This window comes from Prauserella rugosa, assembly GCF_000719975.1.
Classification (GTDB): Bacteria; Actinomycetota; Actinomycetes; order Mycobacteriales; family Pseudonocardiaceae; genus Prauserella; species Prauserella rugosa.
In genome coordinates, this window is record NZ_JOIJ01000026.1 from 20,696 (window position 1) to 39,968 (window position 19,273).

18 protein-coding genes and 2 pseudogenes are annotated in these 19,273 nt (G+C 68.8%); 9 read left to right on the top strand and 11 right to left on the bottom strand.

What is annotated here, in order from left to right; genetic code table 11:
• Position 1: 1 nt before the first annotated feature.
• Entirely contained in the window at positions 2–1,096 is a 1,095-nt protein-coding gene (locus IF64_RS0122790; RefSeq protein WP_030534222.1) for an amidohydrolase family protein, read from the bottom strand.
• A gap of 201 nt (positions 1,097–1,297) precedes the next feature.
• Between IF64_RS0122790 and IF64_RS0122795 the strand changes: the two genes are divergently transcribed.
• The gene (locus tag IF64_RS0122795) at positions 1,298–2,356 is read left to right on the top strand and encodes a 2,3-butanediol dehydrogenase (protein WP_030534223.1); all 1,059 of its coding nucleotides are present in this window, start codon (positions 1,298–1,300) and stop codon (positions 2,354–2,356) included.
• 74 nt (positions 2,357–2,430) lie between these two features.
• Positions 2,431–3,198 (top strand): helix-turn-helix transcriptional regulator, encoded by a 768-nt coding sequence (locus tag IF64_RS0122800; protein ID WP_030534224.1) that lies wholly within the window; start codon positions 2,431–2,433, stop codon positions 3,196–3,198.
• A gap of 42 nt (positions 3,199–3,240) precedes the next feature.
• Here IF64_RS0122800 and IF64_RS0122805 read toward each other — a convergent pair whose 3' ends face one another.
• The 7 genes from IF64_RS0122805 to IF64_RS0122835 all read right to left on the bottom strand — a co-directional run bounded on the left by IF64_RS0122805 (position 3,241) and on the right by IF64_RS0122835 (position 9,530).
• Positions 3,241–3,648: an SRPBCC family protein gene (locus tag IF64_RS0122805; protein ID WP_030534225.1), complete on the bottom strand. Its 408-nt coding sequence runs from the start codon at positions 3,646–3,648 to the stop codon at positions 3,241–3,243.
• Between the two features lie 127 nt (positions 3,649–3,775).
• Entirely contained in the window at positions 3,776–4,876 is a 1,101-nt protein-coding gene (locus IF64_RS0122810) for a CaiB/BaiF CoA transferase family protein (RefSeq protein WP_030534226.1), read from the bottom strand.
• A gap of 29 nt (positions 4,877–4,905) precedes the next feature.
• Positions 4,906–6,045 (bottom strand): thiolase family protein, encoded by a 1,140-nt coding sequence (locus IF64_RS0122815; protein ID WP_030534227.1) that lies wholly within the window; start codon positions 6,043–6,045, stop codon positions 4,906–4,908.
• Between the two features lie 26 nt (positions 6,046–6,071).
• Positions 6,072–6,851 (bottom strand): enoyl-CoA hydratase/isomerase family protein, encoded by a 780-nt coding sequence (locus tag IF64_RS0122820; protein ID WP_030534228.1) that lies wholly within the window; start codon positions 6,849–6,851, stop codon positions 6,072–6,074.
• A complete protein-coding gene (locus IF64_RS0122825) occupies positions 6,848–7,693 on the bottom strand; it encodes an SDR family oxidoreductase (protein WP_030534229.1) in 846 nt (281 codons plus the stop codon). Before IF64_RS0122825 ends, IF64_RS0122820 begins: the two co-directional genes overlap by 4 nt.
• A gap of 20 nt (positions 7,694–7,713) precedes the next feature.
• Positions 7,714–8,478: a 3-hydroxyacyl-CoA dehydrogenase gene (locus IF64_RS0122830; protein ID WP_030534230.1), complete on the bottom strand. Its 765-nt coding sequence runs from the start codon at positions 8,476–8,478 to the stop codon at positions 7,714–7,716.
• 26 nt (positions 8,479–8,504) lie between these two features.
• Complete coding sequence (locus tag IF64_RS0122835; protein ID WP_030534231.1) at positions 8,505–9,530, bottom strand: phosphotransferase family protein; 1,026 nt, start codon at positions 9,528–9,530, stop codon at positions 8,505–8,507.
• 123 nt (positions 9,531–9,653) lie between these two features.
• Here IF64_RS0122835 and IF64_RS0122840 point away from each other — a divergent pair, with 123 nt between their 5' ends.
• The 7 genes and pseudogenes from IF64_RS0122840 to IF64_RS0122870 form a co-directional block, all read left to right on the top strand.
• The gene (locus tag IF64_RS0122840) at positions 9,654–10,505 is read left to right on the top strand and encodes a TetR-type transcription factor C-terminal domain-containing protein (RefSeq protein ID WP_246134679.1); all 852 of its coding nucleotides are present in this window, start codon (positions 9,654–9,656) and stop codon (positions 10,503–10,505) included.
• A gap of 66 nt (positions 10,506–10,571) precedes the next feature.
• Positions 10,572–11,801 carry an acyl-CoA dehydrogenase family protein gene (locus tag IF64_RS0122845; RefSeq protein WP_030534233.1) on the top strand — a complete coding sequence of 410 codons (1,230 nt, stop codon included), beginning with the start codon at positions 10,572–10,574 and terminating at the stop codon, positions 11,799–11,801.
• A 117-nt stretch (positions 11,802–11,918) separates the two neighbouring features.
• Complete coding sequence (locus tag IF64_RS0122850; protein WP_030534234.1) at positions 11,919–12,683, top strand: crotonase/enoyl-CoA hydratase family protein; 765 nt, start codon at positions 11,919–11,921, stop codon at positions 12,681–12,683.
• Between the two features lie 219 nt (positions 12,684–12,902).
• The gene (locus IF64_RS0122855) at positions 12,903–14,042 is read left to right on the top strand and encodes an acyl-CoA dehydrogenase family protein (protein WP_030534235.1); all 1,140 of its coding nucleotides are present in this window, start codon (positions 12,903–12,905) and stop codon (positions 14,040–14,042) included.
• Between the two features lie 83 nt (positions 14,043–14,125).
• Positions 14,126–15,331 (top strand): acetyl-CoA C-acetyltransferase, encoded by a 1,206-nt coding sequence (locus IF64_RS0122860; protein ID WP_030534236.1) that lies wholly within the window; start codon positions 14,126–14,128, stop codon positions 15,329–15,331.
• Positions 15,332–15,504: 173 nt separating this feature from the next.
• A pseudogene (locus IF64_RS26790) lies at positions 15,505–16,080 on the top strand (methylmalonyl-CoA mutase family protein); the annotation flags it as partial.
• A 55-nt stretch (positions 16,081–16,135) separates the two neighbouring features.
• A pseudogene (locus tag IF64_RS0122870) lies at positions 16,136–16,534 on the top strand (cobalamin-dependent protein); the annotation flags it as partial.
• A 262-nt stretch (positions 16,535–16,796) separates the two neighbouring features.
• Here the strand turns inward: IF64_RS0122870 and IF64_RS0122875 are convergent.
• Genes IF64_RS0122875 through IF64_RS0122885 form a run of 3 tightly spaced genes read right to left on the bottom strand, consistent with a single transcriptional unit; the run spans position 16,797 to position 19,059 of the window.
• Entirely contained in the window at positions 16,797–17,867 is a 1,071-nt protein-coding gene (locus IF64_RS0122875; protein ID WP_030534239.1) for an oxidoreductase, read from the bottom strand.
• Complete coding sequence (locus IF64_RS27775) at positions 17,864–18,223, bottom strand: SRPBCC family protein (protein WP_030534240.1); 360 nt, start codon at positions 18,221–18,223, stop codon at positions 17,864–17,866. The genes IF64_RS0122875 and IF64_RS27775 overlap by 4 nt, the downstream gene beginning before the upstream one ends.
• Before the next feature lie 20 nt (positions 18,224–18,243).
• Positions 18,244–19,059, bottom strand: coding sequence for a tyrosine-protein phosphatase (locus tag IF64_RS0122885; RefSeq protein ID WP_145600314.1), 816 nt, complete (start codon positions 19,057–19,059; stop codon positions 18,244–18,246).
• Positions 19,060–19,273 lie beyond the last annotated feature (214 nt).

Here is a 19,273-nt window from a genome sequence, read left to right on the forward strand (position 1 = left end):
CTCACGCTCCCGCTCGGATCGGTGTGCGGCTGGTCGACCACGGGGCTCGCAGGCCTTCGGCGCGCTGGGCCGCGAGCTGGTCGGAGGCGGTGCCCGCGGCGAGCTTGTCGAGGTCGAGGCCGAGCGCGGTCGCGTAGTTGCCGGCCAGGATCTTGGCCTTGTGCTCGTCGGTGATCTGCGAGACGGGCGCGAACTGACCGGCGCGGGCCAGGTCCTCCTCTGTGAACTGGAAGTTCTCGAGCGCTTCCAGGCAGGGCCTGGCGTGGTAGGCCATGTGCCCGGTTCCCCACCACATCCGGTCGTAGATGTGGTCACCGACGGCGGCGGCCATGCCCAGCACCGCGGTGGCGAACTGGTCGGGTCGCTTCGCGCAGATGATGTTGAGGGTCTCCAGGTTCACGAAGACGTTGGGGAAGCGCGCCAGCATCCACGCGGTCTCCTCGACGAAGGCCACTCCGCCGTGGACGATCTCGAAGTTGAGGTCCGGATGGTCGGCGGCCGCCCCGTCGAGGTCACCGATGCGGTAGGCGTCCATCGGCACCGGCCCGAGCGGGACCGCTTTGTGCACGGCCACGGTCGAGATGCCCAGCTGCTTGGCCTTCTCGTAGACGGGGTAGACGATCTCCTCGTCGTCCATCCGGAAGTGCCGGTGCTTGCCCTCCGCGGTCCACGACGACGGGTAGAGCTTCAGCCCGATCGGCGAGAGCAACTCGGCCTGCCGCTCCAGCTCGTCGATCGCCGCCTTCCCGGCCATCGGGTCGACGGTGGCGTAGGTGAGGAACCGGGTCGGGTATTTCGACATCACCTCGGCGGCCTTGTCCACCGACACCAGCCCGTCGTGGTAAGCACCGATGGGAACCGGGTGGTAGATCGCGAAGTCGGTGTCGCTCTCCAGGAACAGGGTCGACACCGTCTCGTCGACGTCCCAGTCGCGCACGTAGTCCTCGCGGGGCAGTTCGTACTCCGGTCCGGAGCCGGCCACCACGCCGAAGATCATGTCGGTGATGCCCTGCGCGTTGCGGGGCACGGCGTGGTTGCTCGGATCGAGGTTGTAGGAGTGCACCACCGCGTCGATCACGTACTTGCCGTTGAGCATCTGACGCTCCTGCAGTCGGTTCGGGTCCCCTCGGCGGTGAGGGGCATCACCGATGCTAGGAACCCGCCCCACCAGGCACGAGTCCTCCAAAGGTGACAGTGGTGGTGCGCCGGAACTGTCCCCCGCGGGGGACTGCGCGACCGCTCCGTCCGCGCGTAGCGTGACGTCCTTCCTCGGCCCCGGGCAGAAAGGACGTCGCGAATGCGCGCGCTGAGGTTCCACGGCAGGCGGGACGTGCGGCTGGATGAGGTGCCCCAACCCGTTCCGGTCGCGGACCAGGTCGCGATCGCGGTGACAGCAGCCGGCATCTGCGGCTCGGACCTGCACGAGTACAGCGGCGGGCCCATCTCCATCCCCACCGCTGCGCCGCACCCGCTGACCGGGGTGGTGGCTCCGGTGACGCTGGGGCACGAGTTCGAAGGAGTGGTCACCGCGGTCGGCCCGGAGGTGACCGCGGTGACCGTCGGCGATCGCGTCGCGGGCAACGCCGCGTTGTGGTGCGGTGAGTGCGCCGTGTGCCGGTCCGGCAGGACGAACGTGTGCCGCAGCATCGGATTCCACGGTCTCAGCGGTGAGGGCGGCGCGTTCGCCGACTTCGACCTCACCCGCGCCCGCAACCTGCACCTCCTACCGACCGGGATACCGGACGGGATCGGGGCCCTGCTGGAACCGCTGGCCACCGGGATCCACGCGGTCGCGCAGGGCGCAGTCGGTTCGGGCGATGCCGTGCTGGTCCAGGGTGGCGGCGTGATCGGCCTGTGCATCGCGCTGGCAGCGCGCGAAGCAGGCGCCGAGCACGTCGTGCTGGCGGAACCCTCCGCCGCGCGACGGAGGATGGCCGAGCACTTCGGAGCGACGCTCCTGGTCGATCCCACCGAGGATTCGGTGGCCGACGTGGTCGCCGACCTCACCAGTGGAGGCGGTGTGCGCGCCGCGTTCGACGCCGCAGGAGCGCGGAGCACGCTCGACACCGCGGTCGCCGCCACCGGTGCGGGTGGGACGGTGGTGAACGTGGCGGCGTGGGAACAACCCGTGCCGTTCAACCCCACCACACTGCTCTGCCGTGAGGTCGCCGTGGTCGGTAGCCTGGCCTACACCACAGCGGACTTCGAACGCGCGGTGCGGATCGGCCAGAACCGCGGGTCTGAGCTGGCCGCGATGGTGACCCGCACGATCGCGCTGGACGATGCCGCGGAGTGGTTCGACCGCCTCGCCGAGGGCACCGGCGACGACGTCAAGGTCCTCGTCCGGCCGCGTTGACCAGCACACCGGCCGTCATCGGCGATACTCGTGAAGACCAGGTTTCTCGAGACTTTCGAACGGGTGAGGCAACGATGCCGACTCTCGAACACGATTCGCGGGGCGACCTGCGGCGCTACGAGCTCGCCTTCAGAGTGCTGGAGCTGGTCAACGGCGCAACCGACTTGGCGACGTTCAAGACAGCGCTGGCCGGTGCGCTCGCCGACGTCTACCGGGTCCGCTCGGCCACGTTCTTCGTCGGGCGCACCGCGCAGCTCGCGTGCGCCGACCCCAGCCCGGTCATCCTCGGGATCACCAAGCACATGCTCCCGGAGTACCAGGACCGGTGGTTCCAGCACGACATCTTCTCCACACCGCCGGCAGTGCGGTCGATGCACAACACCCGGGTGGCCAGCCTGCGCGAGATCAACGAGGGCACCCTGGAGAACCGGCTGTACGTCACCGATTACCTGCAGCGGCACCGCATCGAATCGGCGACCGCCCTCTACCTCGACGTGTGCCGCGGCCGCAAGGCTCTGGTCGGTTTGTTCGATCCCGACCAGAACCGCATCGGCGCGGCCGAGATCGCCTCGCTGCGCCTGCTCGCCTGTCCGCTCGCTCAGATCGCGCGAGGACTCCCCGACGACTCGACGAGTGACGACGGACCGGTGTCGAAACTGTCGCCCCGGCAAGCAGAAGTCGCCCGCCTGGTCGGCGAGGGCTTGTCCAACGCCGAGATCGGCGCGATGCTGCACCTGCACCCGGCGAGCGTGAAGAAGTACGTGACTCGGATCCTGGCGATCACCGGCCTGCACAACCGCACGGAGTTGGCGATCGCCCTGCGCGACGCAGATCAGTCCTAATCAGATGGTGGTGGCGCGGGATTCCCGCGCCACCACCGCCCGTCAGGACCGCAGCAGCTCGGCCAACGACACCAACGACGACCGGTAGATGTCACCGATCGCATCCGCGAGCGCGGGCTCCTGCTCGGCATCAGATGCCTCGAACTCCGCTTCCCACACCACTTCGGCACCCTCCGCGTGGTCCCGGACCGCGAACGTGGAGCGGTAGACCCGCAACGCCAGCGGCCCGGAGACGTACTCGTAGACGTAGCTTCGGGCCGCATCGTTGCGCTCCACGATCCGCTCAACGGCCTCACCACCACCGCTGGCGAACGTCGCATACCGCAGATCGCCCACCTGATGCGACTTCTCGATCGCAGGCACCCACTCCGCGATATTGGCCGTATCGCCACCGATCCGCCACACCGCTGCCGGCTCGGCCCCGATGACCAGCGATTCGCTCACGCGCATGATGACCCCTTCCAGATGACTCGCACTCTGGTCGGACCCTACGAAGGCGTGGGGCGAGAGCGCAGTCCGCTCAGGGGGACAATTCCGCCAGTGCCGCACCACGTTCGGCACCGGCGCGAACGGTCTGTCACACGTTCCACTCCGCCAGCACCGCGGCGGTGTCGGAACCAGGAGCAGGAGGCGGTGTGGGCGTGCTCGGTGCGGTTCGGGAGAACCGGGGCGCCGGGGCGGCCTGCCTGACCCCGTCGATGTCGAGCAGGGTTCCGCGGGCAGCCATGTGCGGGTGCTCCGCGGCTTCGTCGTAAGTCAGGACAGGCGTGACGCAGGCGTCGGTGTCGGTGAACACCTCGGCCCACTCGTCACGAGTTCTGGAGAGGAACTCCCGGGTGAACCGGACCCGCAGTGCCGGCCAACCCGAGCGGTCCATCTGGTCCGGTAGGTCGGCCGGGTCCAGTCCGAGGCCGTCGAGCAGCGCGCGGTAGAACTCCGGCTCCAGCGCCCCGACAGCGACGTGGCCTCCGTCCTGGCAGACGTAGGTGTCGTAGAACGGTGCTCCGCCGTCCAGGAGGTTGGTACCGCGTTCGTCGCTCCAGACACCTTGCCCGCGCAGGGCCCAGATGAACTGCAGGAGCGCGCTGGTGCCGTCGACCATCGCCGCGTCGACGACCTGTCCCCGACCGGAACGCTCCCGCTCCCACAACGCGGCGAGCACTCCGGCCAGCAGGAACATCGACCCGCCGCCGAAATCGCCGACGAGGTTCAGCGGTGGAACGGGAGGTTGTCCGGCCCGGCCGATCGCGTGCAGCGCGCCGGTCAGGCTGATGTAGTTGATGTCGTGCCCGGCGCGTTGGGCCAGCGGCCCGTCCTGCCCCCAGCCGGTCATGCGTCCGTAGATCAGCCCGGGATTGACCTCGTGGCACTCGGTGGGGCCGATTCCCAAGCGTTCGGCCACGCCGGGCCGGAACCCTTCCAGCAACACATCGCCCTTGGCCACCAGCCGCAGCACGAGGTCCCGCCCCTCGGCGGTCTTGAGGTTCGCGGCAACCGAACGCCGCCCGCGCAGCAGGTGGTCCGGTTTGCCGCCGCCCAGGTCGAGACCTCCCGAGGGACGTTCCACCCGCACGACGTCGGCACCCAGATCGGCCAGGACCATCGCCGCGTGCGGCGTTGGCCCGATCCCGGCGAGTTCGACCACCTTGAGCCCGGCCAGCGGGCCTTCCTGCTTCATCCGCGCTCCAATCCGGACGGTCGGGAACCTCAGAGGAGTTCGAGGATGGTGGCGTTGCCCTGCCCGCCGCCCTCGCACATCGTCTGCAACCCGTAGCGGATGCCGTTGTCGCGCATGTGGTGCACCAGCGTCGTCATGAGCCGCGCGCCCGAGCCGCCCAACGGGTGCCCCAGGGCGATGGCACCGCCGTTGGGGTTGAGCCGCTTCGGGTCAGCACCCGCTTCGGCCAGCCACGCCAGCGGCACAGGGGCAAAAGCCTCGTTGACCTCAAAGGCACCGATGTCGTCGATCGACAGCCCGGATTTCGTCAACGCCTTGGCCGTGGCGGGAATCGGCGCGGTCAGCATGATCACCGGATCCGTTCCCGCGAGAACCGCGGTGTGCACCCGCGCCAGCGGCGTCAGACCCAGCTCCCGCGCCTTCTCGCTCGTGGTCATCAGCAGCGCCGCCGACCCGTCGGAGATCTGCGACGAGTTCCCGGCGGTGATCACACCATCCGGTTTGAACGCGGTCTTCAACCCGGCGAGCTTGTCCACGCTGCTGGCCCGGATGCCTTCGTCCTGGCCCACCACCGTGCCATCGGGCAGCGTGATCGGCGTGATCTGGTCGTCGAAACGGCCCGCCTCCCGCGCGGCAGCGGCTTTCGCGTGCGACTCGACGGAGAACTCGTCCAGCTGCTCGCGCGTGAATCCCCACTTCTCGGCGATCATCTCAGCACCGAGCCCCTGGTTCGGGAACGAGCCGTAACGCTCCATGAACCCCGGCGGGAACGGGGTCGCCTCCCCGATCGCAGAGCCCATGGGCACCCGGCTCATCGACTCGACACCACCGGCCACGACCACGTCGTACTGCCCGGCGACCAGCCCCGCCGCGGCGAAGTGGACCGACTGCTGCGAAGAACCGCACTGCCGGTCCACCGTGACCCCGGTGACCGACTCCGGCCACCCAGCGGTCAACGCGGCCGTGCGGGCGATGTCGAAGGTCTGCTCACCGACCTGGCTCACGCACCCCCAGACGACGTCCTCGACCACCGCCGGATCCACACCCGCCCGCGCCACGAGCGCGTTGAGCACCTCCGCCGACAGCTGTGCCGGGTGCACCCCGGAAAGCCCCCCGTTGCGCTTGCCGACCGGGCTCCGCACGGCCTCCACGATCACCGCATCACGCATGTTCCAACCGTCCTCTCGCACCACGTTCATGGATTGTTGCTGGGAAAAACCGGCGTCCGCTTCGCCAAGAACGCCGCCACGCCCTCGCGACCGTCGGGACTGTCCGCACGTGCTCTGATCGCGAGAGTCTCGCGCCGCAGCGCCGCCTCCGCACCCGGTGTGGCCGTTTCCCGCAGCAGTCGCTTCGCCTCGACCTGCGCCGCGCGCGAACCCGAACGCAGCGTGGCCACCACCTGTTCGACGCCGGATTCGAGCTCCTCATCGGCATGAACCTCCGCGACCAGACCCACCGCACGCATCTCCTCGGCAGTCAGCACCGGGTTGAGCAGCGCCACCCGCAAAGCCCGGTGCAGGCCAATCGAGGCGGTCAGCAGCGAACTCCCGCCGTCCGGAGACAGGCCGATCTTGGTGTAGGCCAACGTGAAACGGGCCGAGGTACCAGCGATGACCAGATCGGCCGCCGAAGCCAGCGACAGGCCCGCACCCGCCGCCGGCCCCCGCACCACCGAAACCACCACCGCGTCCATCCGGTGCAGTTCACTGACCACGCGATGCAGGCTCTCGGCGAGATCATCGATGAGCTGTTCCGGATCCTCGGCTGCGCCGAAGGCCGACACGTCACCACCGAAGCTGAACGCCCGGCCCTCCCCGGACAGCACCACCACGTGCACATCGTCAACACGAGCCTGCCGAACCGCACGGGCCAGCGCATCCACCATCGCCTGATCTAGCGGATTTCCCCGCTCCCCGTCCGACAGCCGAATGCGCGCGACCCCGTCGTGCCGCTCGTAGGACACCAGGCTCATCGGGCTTCCTCCAGCGGGTCGAGGAAGAGGTCGGCTTCCAACGGCTGCGCGCCACTGCCCGCCCGATACCGGTCGAGGTCGGAGATGCCTTCCGCCGCGAGCACGTCCTCGTCGATGAAGAAGTTGCCGGTGCACGACCGGCTCTCGCGCACGAGGATGGCGTGCGCGGCGTCGGCCATGATCTCCGGGACGCGGGCGCGCTCGACCGCCTCGTCACCACCGAGCAGGTTGGTGATGGCCGCGGTCGCGATCGTCGTGCGCGGCCACAACGAGTTGACCGCGACCCCGGACTCGCGCAGTTCCTCGGCCAGGCCGAGCGTCACCAGGCTCATGCCGTACTTGGCCATCGTGTAGGCGAGGTAGGAACCAGCCCACTTGGGCCGCAGGTCCAGCGGAGGCGACAGCGTCAGCACGTGCGCGCGATCGCTGTTGGCCAGGTGCGGGATCGCCAGCTTGCTGAGCAGGAAGGTGCCCCGAGCGTTGATGTCCTGCATCAGGTCGTAGCTCTTCATCGCGATGTCGCTGGTCGTGCGCAGATCGAGCGCGCTCGCGTTGTTCACCACCACGTCCACCCCGCCGAACCGCTCGACGGCGACGTCGACGGCGCGCTGGACGTCCTCGTCCTTACGGACGTCGCCGACGACCGCAGCGGCGCGGCCGCCCGCCCGCTCGACCTCGGCCACCGCGGTGTGGACCGTGCCGGGCAGGTTCGGATGCGGATCGCTCGTCTTGGCCAGCATCACCACGTTCGCGCCGTCACGGGCGGCCCGCAGGGCGATCGCCAGACCGATGCCGCGGCTTCCACCGGACATCAACAAGGTCCTGCCGGACAGTGTGCTCATCTCGCCTCGTCTCCGGCCGTTCAGCGGGGGGCCATGCGGATCGCGCCGTCGAGGCGGATGACCTCGCCGTTGAGCATCGGGTTGGCCACGATGTGTCCGACCAGCGCCGCGTACTCAGCCGGATCGCCCAACCTGCTCGGGTGCGGCACCTGCTTGCCGAGAGAGGCCCGTGCGTCTTCGGGCAGCGTCGCCAGCAACGGGGTGTCGAAGATGCCCGGAGCGACCGTGACCACCCTGATCAAGTGCTGGGCGAGGTCGCGCGCGATCGGCAGCGTCATGCCGACGATGCCGCCCTTGCTCGAGGAGTAGGCGGCTTGACCGATCTGACCGTCGAAGGCGGCCACACTGGCCGTGTTGACCACGACGCCGCGCTCACCATCGACCGGGTCGGTCTGGACCATCCGCTCCGCACCCAGCCGGATCACGTTGTACGAGCCGACGAGGTTGACGTCGATGATCTTGCGGTAGGCCGCCAGCGGCGCTGCCTTGCCCTCCTTGGTCAGCACCCGGGCCGGTGTTCCGAGCCCCGCGCAGTTGACCACCGCCCGCAGCGGGCCCCGCTTCTCGGCGATGTCGTAGGCAGCGGCAACGGCCTCTTCGTCCGTCACATCGGCCGGTGCGAAGTCGGCCGAACCGCCCAACTCCTTCGCCGCTGCCGCGCCTTCGCTGCCGGGAAGGTCGAGCAAGATCACGTGCGCGCCGGCATCGGCCAGCCGCCGGGCCGTGGCCAGCCCCAACCCGCTCGCGCCACCGGTGACGACGGCAGAACCACCCTTGATGTCCATCTCAACCCTCTTCCTGCCTGCTGTTGCTAGGACCACGCGCGCAGCGCCGCGTGTCCTCGTTCGATCAGAGCCGGAACCATCGATCCGAGCTGTTCGAAGCCCTCTCCGACGGTGAGCCCTTGTCGTTCGCGGTAGTGGATCCCTTCGAAGATCACCGCGACCTTGTAGTAGGCGAATCCCAGGTACCACGGCAGTTCCGCCAGGTCCCGCCCGCTGCGCCGGGCATAGCCGTCGACCAGCGCGTCGCTGCCCGGGAATCCGGGGACATCCCCCGGTACGGCCGCGACCGGGCTGTCGAGCCCGCGGATGCCGTCCCACCACAGGACCATGGACGCGAGATCGGTCAGCGGATCGCCCAGCGTGGCCATTTCCCAATCGAGGACACCCTCGACCCGCCCGTTGCCGGGATGGACGACGACGTTGTCGAGGCGGTAATCCCCGTGCACGATCGCGGCCGTCTGCCCCGCGGGCATCCTGCGCCGCAGCCGGCCCCCGAGGCTCTCCAGCTCGGGCAGGTCCCTGCTGCGAGAAGCCTCCAGTTGCGCTCCCCAGCGCCGCAGCTGCCGGTCGAGGTAGCCGCTCGGCTTGCCCAGGTCTCCCAGGCCAACCGCCTCGGGCTCGATCGCGTGGAGCCGGGACAGCACGTCCACGAGTCCGTCGGCGAGGCCGCTGGCCGCATTGCCGAACGCGCTCAGCTGCGATTCCTCCCGCAGCACGAGCCCTTCGGTGAACTCCATGACGTAGAACGGCGCGCCGATGACCTCGGGACCGGCGTTGACCAACGGCCGTGGCACCGGGACCTCGGTCGGATGCAGTGCGTCCAGCACCCGGTGCTCACGATTCATGTCGTGAGCGGTGGCGAGCACGTGTCCCAGTGGCGGTCGCCGGAGCACCCATCGCTGGGCCCCGTCGGTGAGCAGGTAGGTCAGGTTGGACCGGCCGCCCGAGAGCAGTTCGACCTTCAACGGGCCGGTCAGCACGCCGGGCACGGCCGTCCGCAAGAACGTCTCCAGTGCTCGAACCTGAACGCCGGGCGGATCATCGTCAGACATCCACACCTCACTGAAACCGAGCGATCGTTCGCTCCATCTGAACGTATGCGAAGTAGACTGGCTCAGCGGCGACCGACATGTCAAGGGGCGTTAAGGTCACCCTCATCCAGAAGGGAGCGGGGTTTGCCGGACACAGAACGCAAGGCGCGCGAGCGCAACGAGGACCGGGAGTCGCTCGGCCGGCGCCTGCGCGCGGCACGTCGTGATGCGGGCCTCACGCTGCGCGACGTCGCGCGTGAGCTGGGCGTCAGCACGGGAACGTGGAGCGCCGTCGAGAACGGGCTCACCAGGATCACCGAGGAACGGCTCAACTCCGCCGCGCACCTCTTCGGAGCCGACCCCGCGAACCTGTGCGACCCGGCCGCGCAGAACCCCGCACCGGAGCGCACCTGGCGGGACTTCTCCCCGCTGAAGCTCTCCCCGCCGCTGGCCGGAGCCCTGGAAGCCTTCGTCGAACTGGGCTACCACGGCGCAACCATCCGCGACGTCGCCCAACGGGCCGGGCTCTCGGTCGCCGGGGTCTACCACCACTGGCCCACCAAGCAGCACCTGCTCGTGGCGCTGCTGGACCTGACCATGGACGACCTGCACACCCGCTGCCGGGAAGCACGAGCGGAGAGCGATGGACCGGTCGACCGCTTCATCCGGCTCGTCGAGTGCCTGGCGCTCTACCACACGCACCGCCGGGAGCTGGGATTCATTGGCGCCAGCGAGATGCGCAGCCTGGAAGAACCCGACCGCACGCGCATCGCGACCTCGCGCCGGGACGTTCAGCACATGGTCGACGACGAGGTCATCGAAGGCTGCCGGCGCGGCGTCATGCGCACACCGCTGCCGAGGGAAGCAGCACGCGCCGTGGTCACCCTGTGCACTGCACTGCCCCAGTGGTGGTCACCGACCGGCGGAGACTCACCGGAGGCCGTCGCCTCGCAGTACGTCGACTTCGCGCTCGACATCGTCCGCGCGACGCGTTGACGTTTCGTCCAGGGCCTCCTATCGTTCATGTCCGATCATTCGATCGGTCTTGTTCAGGAGGTATTCATGGCCGAGTGCGAGTTGCCCGCCGCCTCTGCCCGAGCACTCGAGCTGCGGGATCGGATGGCGCAATTCATGCACGAGCGGGTGCTGCCGGCCGAGGCCGAGTACCTGGAGCACCGCAAGGCCGACGGCCCCGACGGCCACACGCTCCCGCCGGTCGTCGAAGAGCTCAAGGCCGAGGCCAAGGCCCAGGGCCTGTGGAACCTCTTCCTCCCGTCGGAATCGGGTCTGACCCAGCTCGAATACGCGCCGATCGCCGAACTGTCGGGCTGGAGCCTGGATCTGGCACCCGAGGCGATCAACGGTCAGGCGCCCGACACCGGCAACATGGAACTGCTGCACCTGCTCGGCACCGAGCAGCAGAAGAAGGACTGGCTCGCCCCGCTGCTCGCCGGGGAGATCCGCTCGGCGTTCGCCATGACCGAACCCGAAGTCGCCAGCAGCGACGCCACCAACATCGCCACCCGGATCGAACGCGACGGCGACGACTACGTCATCAACGGCCGCAAGTGGTGGACCAGCGGCGCCATGGACCCCCGCTGCGCCTTCTTCATCGTGATGGGCAAAACCGACCCCTCGGCCCCCACCCACCGGCAGCAGACGATGGTTCTCGTACCGCGCGAGACGGCAGGCGTCACCGTCGTCCGCGACTACCCGGTGTTCGGCCACCACGACCAGCACGGCCACGCCGAGGTCCTGTTCTCCGACGTGCGCGTGCCGGTTTCGAACGTTATCGGTGAAGAAGGTGGCGGTTTCGCCGCCGCGCAGGCCCGGTTGGGTCCCGGTCGCATCCACCACTGCATGCGCGCCCTCGGCGCTGCGGAACGAGCCCTCGCCCTGCTGGTGCAACGTGCCAAGGGCCGCGTGGCGTTCGGTTCACCGCTGGCCGATCAAGGTGTGGTGCAGCAGCAGATCGCCGAATCGCGGCTGGAGATCGAGCAGGCACGAATGCTGTGCCACCACACCAGCCACGTCATCGATGTCGCCGGCAACAAGGCGGCCCGCGACTACGTCGCGATGGCCAAGATCGCCGTGCCGCGCGCCGCCACCCGCGTCATCGACCGCGCCATCCAGGTCCACGGCGGCGCGGGCGTCACCGACGTCACCCCGCTGGCAGCGATGTACGGATGGCACCGCGCGATGCGCCTGTTCGACGGCCCCGACGAGGTCCACCTCCGCTCGGTCGCGAAGAACGAGCTCCGCCGCACTCCCGCCCTGCCACCTACGGCCTGACGCGCCCGGGGGCGGCGATGTCGCGCGGTCGCCGGGAGCTTCCTCGCACCACCTGATCAACCAACGCCTTGAACACGCTCCGGTGCGCAGCACCGGCACAGTGGAGGAGATACCGCTGTGACCGACAGCGTCCTGACGGAGTTCGCCGACGGGGTCGCACTGATCACCATCAACCGGCCCGAAGCCCGCAACGCCGTCGATCGCTCGGTCGCCGAGGGCATCGCCGCAGCCATCGACGAGTTCGAGGCGCGCGCTGATCTGACCATCGCGATCCTCACCGGCACCGAGGGCACGTTCTGCGCCGGCATGGACCTCAAGGCCTTCACCCGCGGCGAGACACCGAGCATCCCCGGCCGCGGATTCGGCGGCCTCACCGAGAAGCCACCGACGAAGCCGCTCATCGCTGCCGTCGAAGGCTGGGCTCTGGCCGGTGGGTGCGAGCTCGCGCTCAGCGCTGACCTCATCGTCGCGGCCAGCGACGCCAAGTTCGGGCTGCCCGAGGTCAAGCGCGGCCTCGTCGCCGCCGCAGGAGGTCTGCTGCGCCTGCCCAAGGCTCTGCCCTACCAGCTCGCGATGCAGGTCGCCCTCACCGGCGATCCGCTCACCGCCGAAATGGCGCACCAGCACGGCCTGGTCAACACGCTCACCGACCCCGGCCGCGCCCTCGACGAAGCACGAGCACTCGCCACACGCATCGCCGCAAACGGACCTCTCGCCGTCCGCGCCACCAAGCAGATCGTTTCCGGCGCCGTCGACTGGACCGACGCCGAAGCCTTCACGCGGCAATCCGACATCGCCGCACCGGTCTTCGACTCCGCCGACGCCCAAGAGGGAGCCCGCGCCTTCGCCGAGAAGCGCGCTCCCGTCTGGCGCGGCGCCTGACCACGGGTTCACACCTCGCCACACGCCGTCCCCACAGCCGCCACGCAGTGCCTTCGGGTTCCCCGCCCGCTCCCCAAGCTTTCCCAGCGCCGATCTCGGCAGGACCCCTTCGACTGCGATTCAAGTCACGCTCAGATCCCAGCCGATCGAGCCGCACATCCCGATACAGTACTGAAAGTCGAACTTCGGTACTGTTACTAGTACGCCCTGGAGGGTCACATGGCCGTTGACCGGCTCCTTCCCACTCCGGAGGCCGAGGACCTCATCGAGTTGGTCCGGGACATCTCCGACAAGGAGCTCGCGCTCCGGGTCGATCAGCACGAGCTAGAGGAGCGCTACCCGGACGGGCTGTTCGCCACGCTCGGGGCCGCCGGTTTGCTCGGGCTCCCCTACCCCGAAGAGTTCGGCGGAGGTGGCCAGCCCTACGAGGTCTACCTGCAGGTGATCGAGGAAGTCGCCGCGCGCTGGGCGGCCGTGGCTGTGGCCATGAGCGTGCACGGACTCGCCTGCTTCCCCCTCGCCACCTACGGCACCGAGAAGCAGAAACAACGGTGGCTGCCGGACATGCTCGGCGGCGACCTCGTCGGCGGCTACAGCCTGTCGGAACCGCACGCCGGATCCGATGCCGCGGCGCTCTCCTGCCGTGCCGAGAAGATCTCCGACGGCTACCGCATCACCGGCACCAAGGCCTGGATCACCCACGGCGGACGAGCCGACTTCTACTCGCTGTTCGCCCGCACCAGCACAGGAAGCCGCGGTATTTCCTGCCTGCTGGCGCCGGGGAGCGCCGGCGGTCTGTCCTTCGGCAAACCGGAGGACAAGATGGGCCTGCACGCCATCCCGACCACCGCCGCGCACTGGGACGGCGCCGTCCTCGACGAAGACCGATTGATCGGTGAAGAAGGCATGGGGCTGCAGATCGCCTTCAGCGCACTGGATTCCGGCCGGCTCGGGATCGCCGCCTGCGCCACCGGTCTCGCCCAGGCCGCGCTGGATGTCGCCGTCGCCTACGCCAACGATCGCACGACCTTCGGCAAGAAGATCGTCGACCACCAGGGGCTCGGGTTCCTGCTCGCCGACATGGCCGCCGCTGTCGACTCCGCCCGGGCCACCTACCTCGACGCCGCTCGCCGTCGCGACCTCGGTCGGCCCTACAGCCGGCAAGCCAGCGTTGCCAAACTCACCGCCACCGACGCCGCCATGAAGGTCACCACCGACGCCGTCCAGGTGCTCGGCGGCGCCGGCTACACCCGCGACTTCCCCGTCGAGCGCTACATGCGCGAAGCCAAGATCATGCAAATCTTCGAAGGAACCAACCAAATTCAACGACTCGTGATCAGCCGCGGGCTCGCTGCCTGAGTCCACGTCGCCGCGACCTGACGGGTTCCGCGCCGGGCAGGTTCAACCCCGGGCCGCCAACACACGAACTTGGGAGCAGTGCAATGAAACGCAGTGGAAACACCGAAGGTTCTGTGGTCGTTTCGGGCGCGCGGACCCCGATGGGGCGGCTGCTCGGTTCGCTCAAGGACTTCTCCGCCGCGCAGCTCGGCGGGGTCGCGATCAAGGCCGCGCTGGAGCGCGCCGGTGTCGCACCCAAGCAGGTGCAGTACACGATCATGGGGCAGGTGCTGACCGCTGGAGCCGGTCAGATCCCGGCCCGCCAGGCCGCTGTGGCGGCCGGGATCCCGATGGACGTGCCGGCGCTGACCATCAACAAGGTGTGCCTGTCGGGTCTGGATGCGATCGCGCTGGCCGACCAGCTGGTGCGGGCCGGTGAGTTCGACATCGTGGTGGCCGGTGGCCAGGAGTCGATGACCCAGGCCCCGCACCTGCTCACCGGCTCGCGCGAGGGCTTCAAGTACGGCGACGTGAACATGCTCGACCACATGGCCCACGACGGGCTGTTCTGCGCGTTCGACCAGGTCGCGATGGGTGTCTCGACCGAGAAGTACAACTCCCGCTACGGCATCACCCGCGAGCAGCAGGACGCTTTCGCCGCTCGTTCCCACCAGCGCGCGGCGGCCGCTATCGAGTCCGGGGTGTTCGCCGAGGAGATCGCGCCGGTGGAGATCCCGCAGCGCAAGGGCGAGGCGGTGGTGTTCGACACCGACGAGGGCGTGCGCGGCAGCACCACCACCGAGACCCTGGCCAAGCTGCGCCCGGCGTTTTCCGCCGACGGCACCATCACCGCCGGGTCGGCCTCGCAGATCTCCGACGGCGCCGCCGCCGTGGTGGTGATGAGCAAGGCCAAGGCCGAGGAACTGGGCCTGGACTACCTGGCCGAGATCGGTGCGCACGGCGTGGTCGCCGGGCCCGACGCCAGCCTGCACGAGCAGCCCTCCAACGCCATCACCAAGGCCTGCCAGAAGGCCGGCGTCGACCCGACCGGGCTGGACCTGGTCGAGATCAACGAGGCCTTCGCCGCGGTCGGCATCGTCTCCACCCGCCAGCTGGGCATCGACGAGGACAAGGTCAACGTCAACGGCGGCGCCATCGCCCTGGGCCACCCCATCGGCATGTCCGGCGCCCGCCTGGCGCTGCACCTGGCGCTGGAGCTCAAGCGGCGCGGAGGTGGCACCGGTGCGGCGGCGCTCTGCGGTGGCGGTGGTCAGGGCGACGCGCTCATTCTCCACGCGCCTTCAGCGTGATCTGCGTACAAGGGACTCGAACTGATGAAACCATCCGTGCACAGCGACGATCCCATCTCTAGTGGCGCGTTTCCCCAGCTACCCACGAGCAGTGGCGACAGCAGGTTGAGAAGGTCCTCCGGAAGTCGGGCGTGCTCGGCGAAAACGAGCCAACTCCCCCGCATGTGGAGGACATGCTCGCCACCGCGACCTACGACGGGAGCACTCTTCATCCGCTGTACTCGGCGGACCTGCCCACAGAACCGGCTGGGCCCGCTGGGTATCCGGGTGCTCCGCCGTTCGTGCGGGGCAGCCGGCCGCAGGGCGGGGTCGCCGAGGGCTGGGAGGTACGGCAGCGCCACGAGCACCCCGACGCCGCAGAGACCAACCGCGAGGTGCTGGCCGACCTCTACAACGGCGTCTCCTCGCTGTGGTTCCGCCTGGGTGCCGCGGGCATCGCGATCGACGACCTGCCCGACGCGCTCATCGGCGTGCACCTGGACATGATCGGCGTGAGCCTGGACGCGGGAGCTGATTTCGCCGCCGCCGCGAAGGCGTTCCTGGACCTGGCCGCCGAGCAGGGCGTGCCGTCCGGTGAGCTGCGCGGCAGCCTGGGCGCCGACCCGCTGGGCGTGCTGGCACGCACCGGGCAAGCCGGTGACCGGGACGCCGCGGTCGAGCTCGCCCGGCGCTGCGCGGCCGAGTTCCCGCAGCTCAAGGCCATCACCGTGGACGCTCTGCCGTTCCACAACGCGGGTGGCTTCGACGCCGAGGAGCTGGGTTGCTCGCTGGCGGCCGGGGTGACCTACCTGCGGTGGCTGACCGAGGCCGCGCATCCTGGCGGCCAAGATGGGCCAGGACGGCCACGACCGCGGCCAGAAGGTGATCGCCACCGCCTTCGCCGACCTCGGCTTCGACGTCGACGTGGGCCCGCTGTTCCAGACCCCCGCCGAGGTGGCCCGCCAGGCCGCCGAGTCCGACGTGCACATCGTCGGCGTGTCCTCGTTGGCCGCCGGGCACCTCACGCTGGTGCCGGCGCTGCGCGAGGAACTGCGGGAAGTCGGTCGCGAGGACATCATGGTCGTCGTCGGTGGCGTGATCCCGCCAGCGGACTTCGACGCGCTGCGCGCGGCAGGAGCGAGCGCGATCTTCCCGCCCGGCACCGTCCTCGCCGAGGCCGCCTCCGGACTCCTCGAAGAACTCCGAACCCGCCTCGAGCACTGATGCCACGCAACATCGACATCCACGACTACGCCAAGGACGTCCTCGACGGCTCGGTAACGGAAACACTGTTTCCGGCGTGTTCGGTCAGTAGCTTTCAGTGGCCAGCCAGCGGTCGCTGAAGGTGATGGCGAAGGCGTTCAACACGGGTTTCCACGTTGCCGTTTCGCACAAGGGGCGAACTTCCGTGAAACTCGCACCCGCGAACTTGCGTCCACACCGGGCGTCAGCGATGACGTGCGTCTACGATGTCCTGCGAGCAAGCTCAGCCCTCCACCCCGAGGGCCCAAGCGTACTGGTGGGGCCATTGGGCCGGCGTCCCGCTGGCCCGCAGAACTCTGCGAGCCCAGTTGGGATCGCGCAGCGTCGCACGTCCCGCGAGGACCGCATCGGCCTCGCCCTCGGCCAGGATGCGAGCTGCGTGCTCGGGCTCCTCGATCAGGCCGACCGTGCCCACCATGGCCCCGGTCGCCTTCCGGATCTCGGCCGCGAGCGGCACCTGGTAACCCGGGAAGGAATCGATGGCGGCTGGGCGCAACCCACCGCTGGAAACATCCACGAGGTCGACCCCGAGTGGCAATACCTCCTCGGTCAGTGCCACAGCGTCTGCGACCGTGATTCCCCCATCGAGCCAATCCGTGGCCGAAACCCGTAGCAACAGGGGCAGTCCAGTAGGCCACACCTCACGGACGGCTCCCACCACATCCCGGATCAGCCTCGACCGGTCCATGCCGTAGATATCCTTGCGCTGGTTGCCCAGGGGCGATAGGAAGGCGTGCAGGAGGTAGCCATGGGCAGCGTGGATTTCGATAGCGTTGAAGCCCGCCCGCAACGCGCGGACGGCAGCTGCTGCGAACAGGTCAGGGACCCGACCGACTTCCTCGGTCGTCAACTCGCGGACGTTCGGTCCGTCTGGCAACGCTGACGCCGCCCACGGGGCCCAACCGCCGTCGGCGGGTTCGACTCGACGCCTGCGATCGATCCAGGGCTGGTAGGTGGATGCCTTAGGACCCGCATGGCCCAGCTGCAAGGCTGGAATGGCGCCGTGCCGCCGCACCGCCGCGACGATGCGAGTGAGTCCCAAGATCTGGTCGTCCGTCCAGATCCCCAGGTCCGTCGGGCTGACCCGGCCATCCGAGTGAACCGCCGTAGCCTCGGTCATGACCAGTCCGACCCCACCGACGGCGCGTGCCTCCAGGTGTGAGACGTGCCAGTCGGTGACCTGCCCGGTTGCCGGCCCGGTCGCCTCTGCCGAGTACTGACACATCGGCGACATCCAAAGCCGGTTGGGCACACTGAGCCCGCGCAGCGGAAGCGGATCGCCCGGGCAGGTCACGCGCCCGCCCCCGCGCGGAACTCCTCCGCGGCGGCTACGACATCCGTCGCGAAGGTACCGAGGGTGACCGCTGACGCACCACCGTCCACCGGAATCACGGTGCCCGTGACGTAGCGCGCCAGGTCACTGGCCCCCTTTGCCAGCACGGCTTCGAGCAACGGGAGCTGCCGTCTCACACCTTCGATACGCTCGGTGGCTTCACCCCCGCTGTAGGCGAAGGTCACGTATCGCACGTCTCCGTCGAGATGCCGACTCTCGAGAGCCGGGATCCACGTCGCGACCGACTCCACGTCACCAACCACCTCCCACACCGAGGCGGGGCCTGCGCCGCAGGTCTTCGTCTCCGCGATGTTCATAGCTGCTCCTCGTCGAGCGGTCAGATCACCGTTCGGTCCAGGAGGGACTCCTCGAGTTCCTCGAGCATCTGGTGGGTGAAGCCGTGGGAGAGCAGGAATTCACGCGTTCCACCGTGTCGGTGGTCGACCGCATCGAGAAATCGGATGATGGACCCAGGTTCCACCGCGAACGTTTCCGGTGGGTAGAGATCCACTGCGTCGCCGTAAGACTTCATCCCGCGCAGCCGTTGCATGGATTCCTCGACCTGGTTGGCGAGCAGGCCGTACTCGGTGGCGATCTCATCATGATCGACCCCGACTGCAGCCAAGGCCATCGCGATGATGACACCGGTCCGGTCCTTGCCGACCGTGCAGTGGACTAATACCGGCGCTCCCCCGAGCTGGACGATGTCGGCGATCGCCCCCGCAACAGCCTCCGGCCCCTCGTCGAGGTAGCGCAGGTAAGTCGCGACGACCGGGTCGTCACCGGTCATCGGTGCCACTGCCGAGTTTGCCGACACCAGCGCACCCACCTGAATCGCATGCGTCAAGTGCCCAACGCCGAGCTCGTCGAGTGGACCACGGCCCTCCTGCTCGACCTCGTGCTGCAACCGGAGGTCCACAGTGGCCGTGATGCTTGTGTCGCGCAAAAGCCGTAGCGCTGTCGCGTAGTCGAGGAACTGTGGTGTACCACTGCGGTAGAGGACCCCAGAACGAACCTGACCGCCAAAGCTGCTTCGCTGGCCCGAGACTTCCCTGAAACCGAGCAACGCGGGATAGCAGGTGTTCATGGACACGTGAGAACCACCTCGCCGCTGCGGCTGGACGGAAGTTCGGCTGCTGCGGTTGTCGGTCACACCGACCGACGGTAGAAACCGTTCTGCCAGCGGCACAGTGCACGAAGGTGGACATTCCCAGCAAGCTTCGGACCTCGACACAGAGGGGCGCACCGATGTTCTCGGGCCTCCGGACCTAGGGAGTGTCTCCTTATTGCCGAAGCCAGAGGGTGATCGCGCGGAGGACGATGCCTCCTCGGTAGACGGCGGCGAGCTTGTCGTAGCGGGTGGCGAT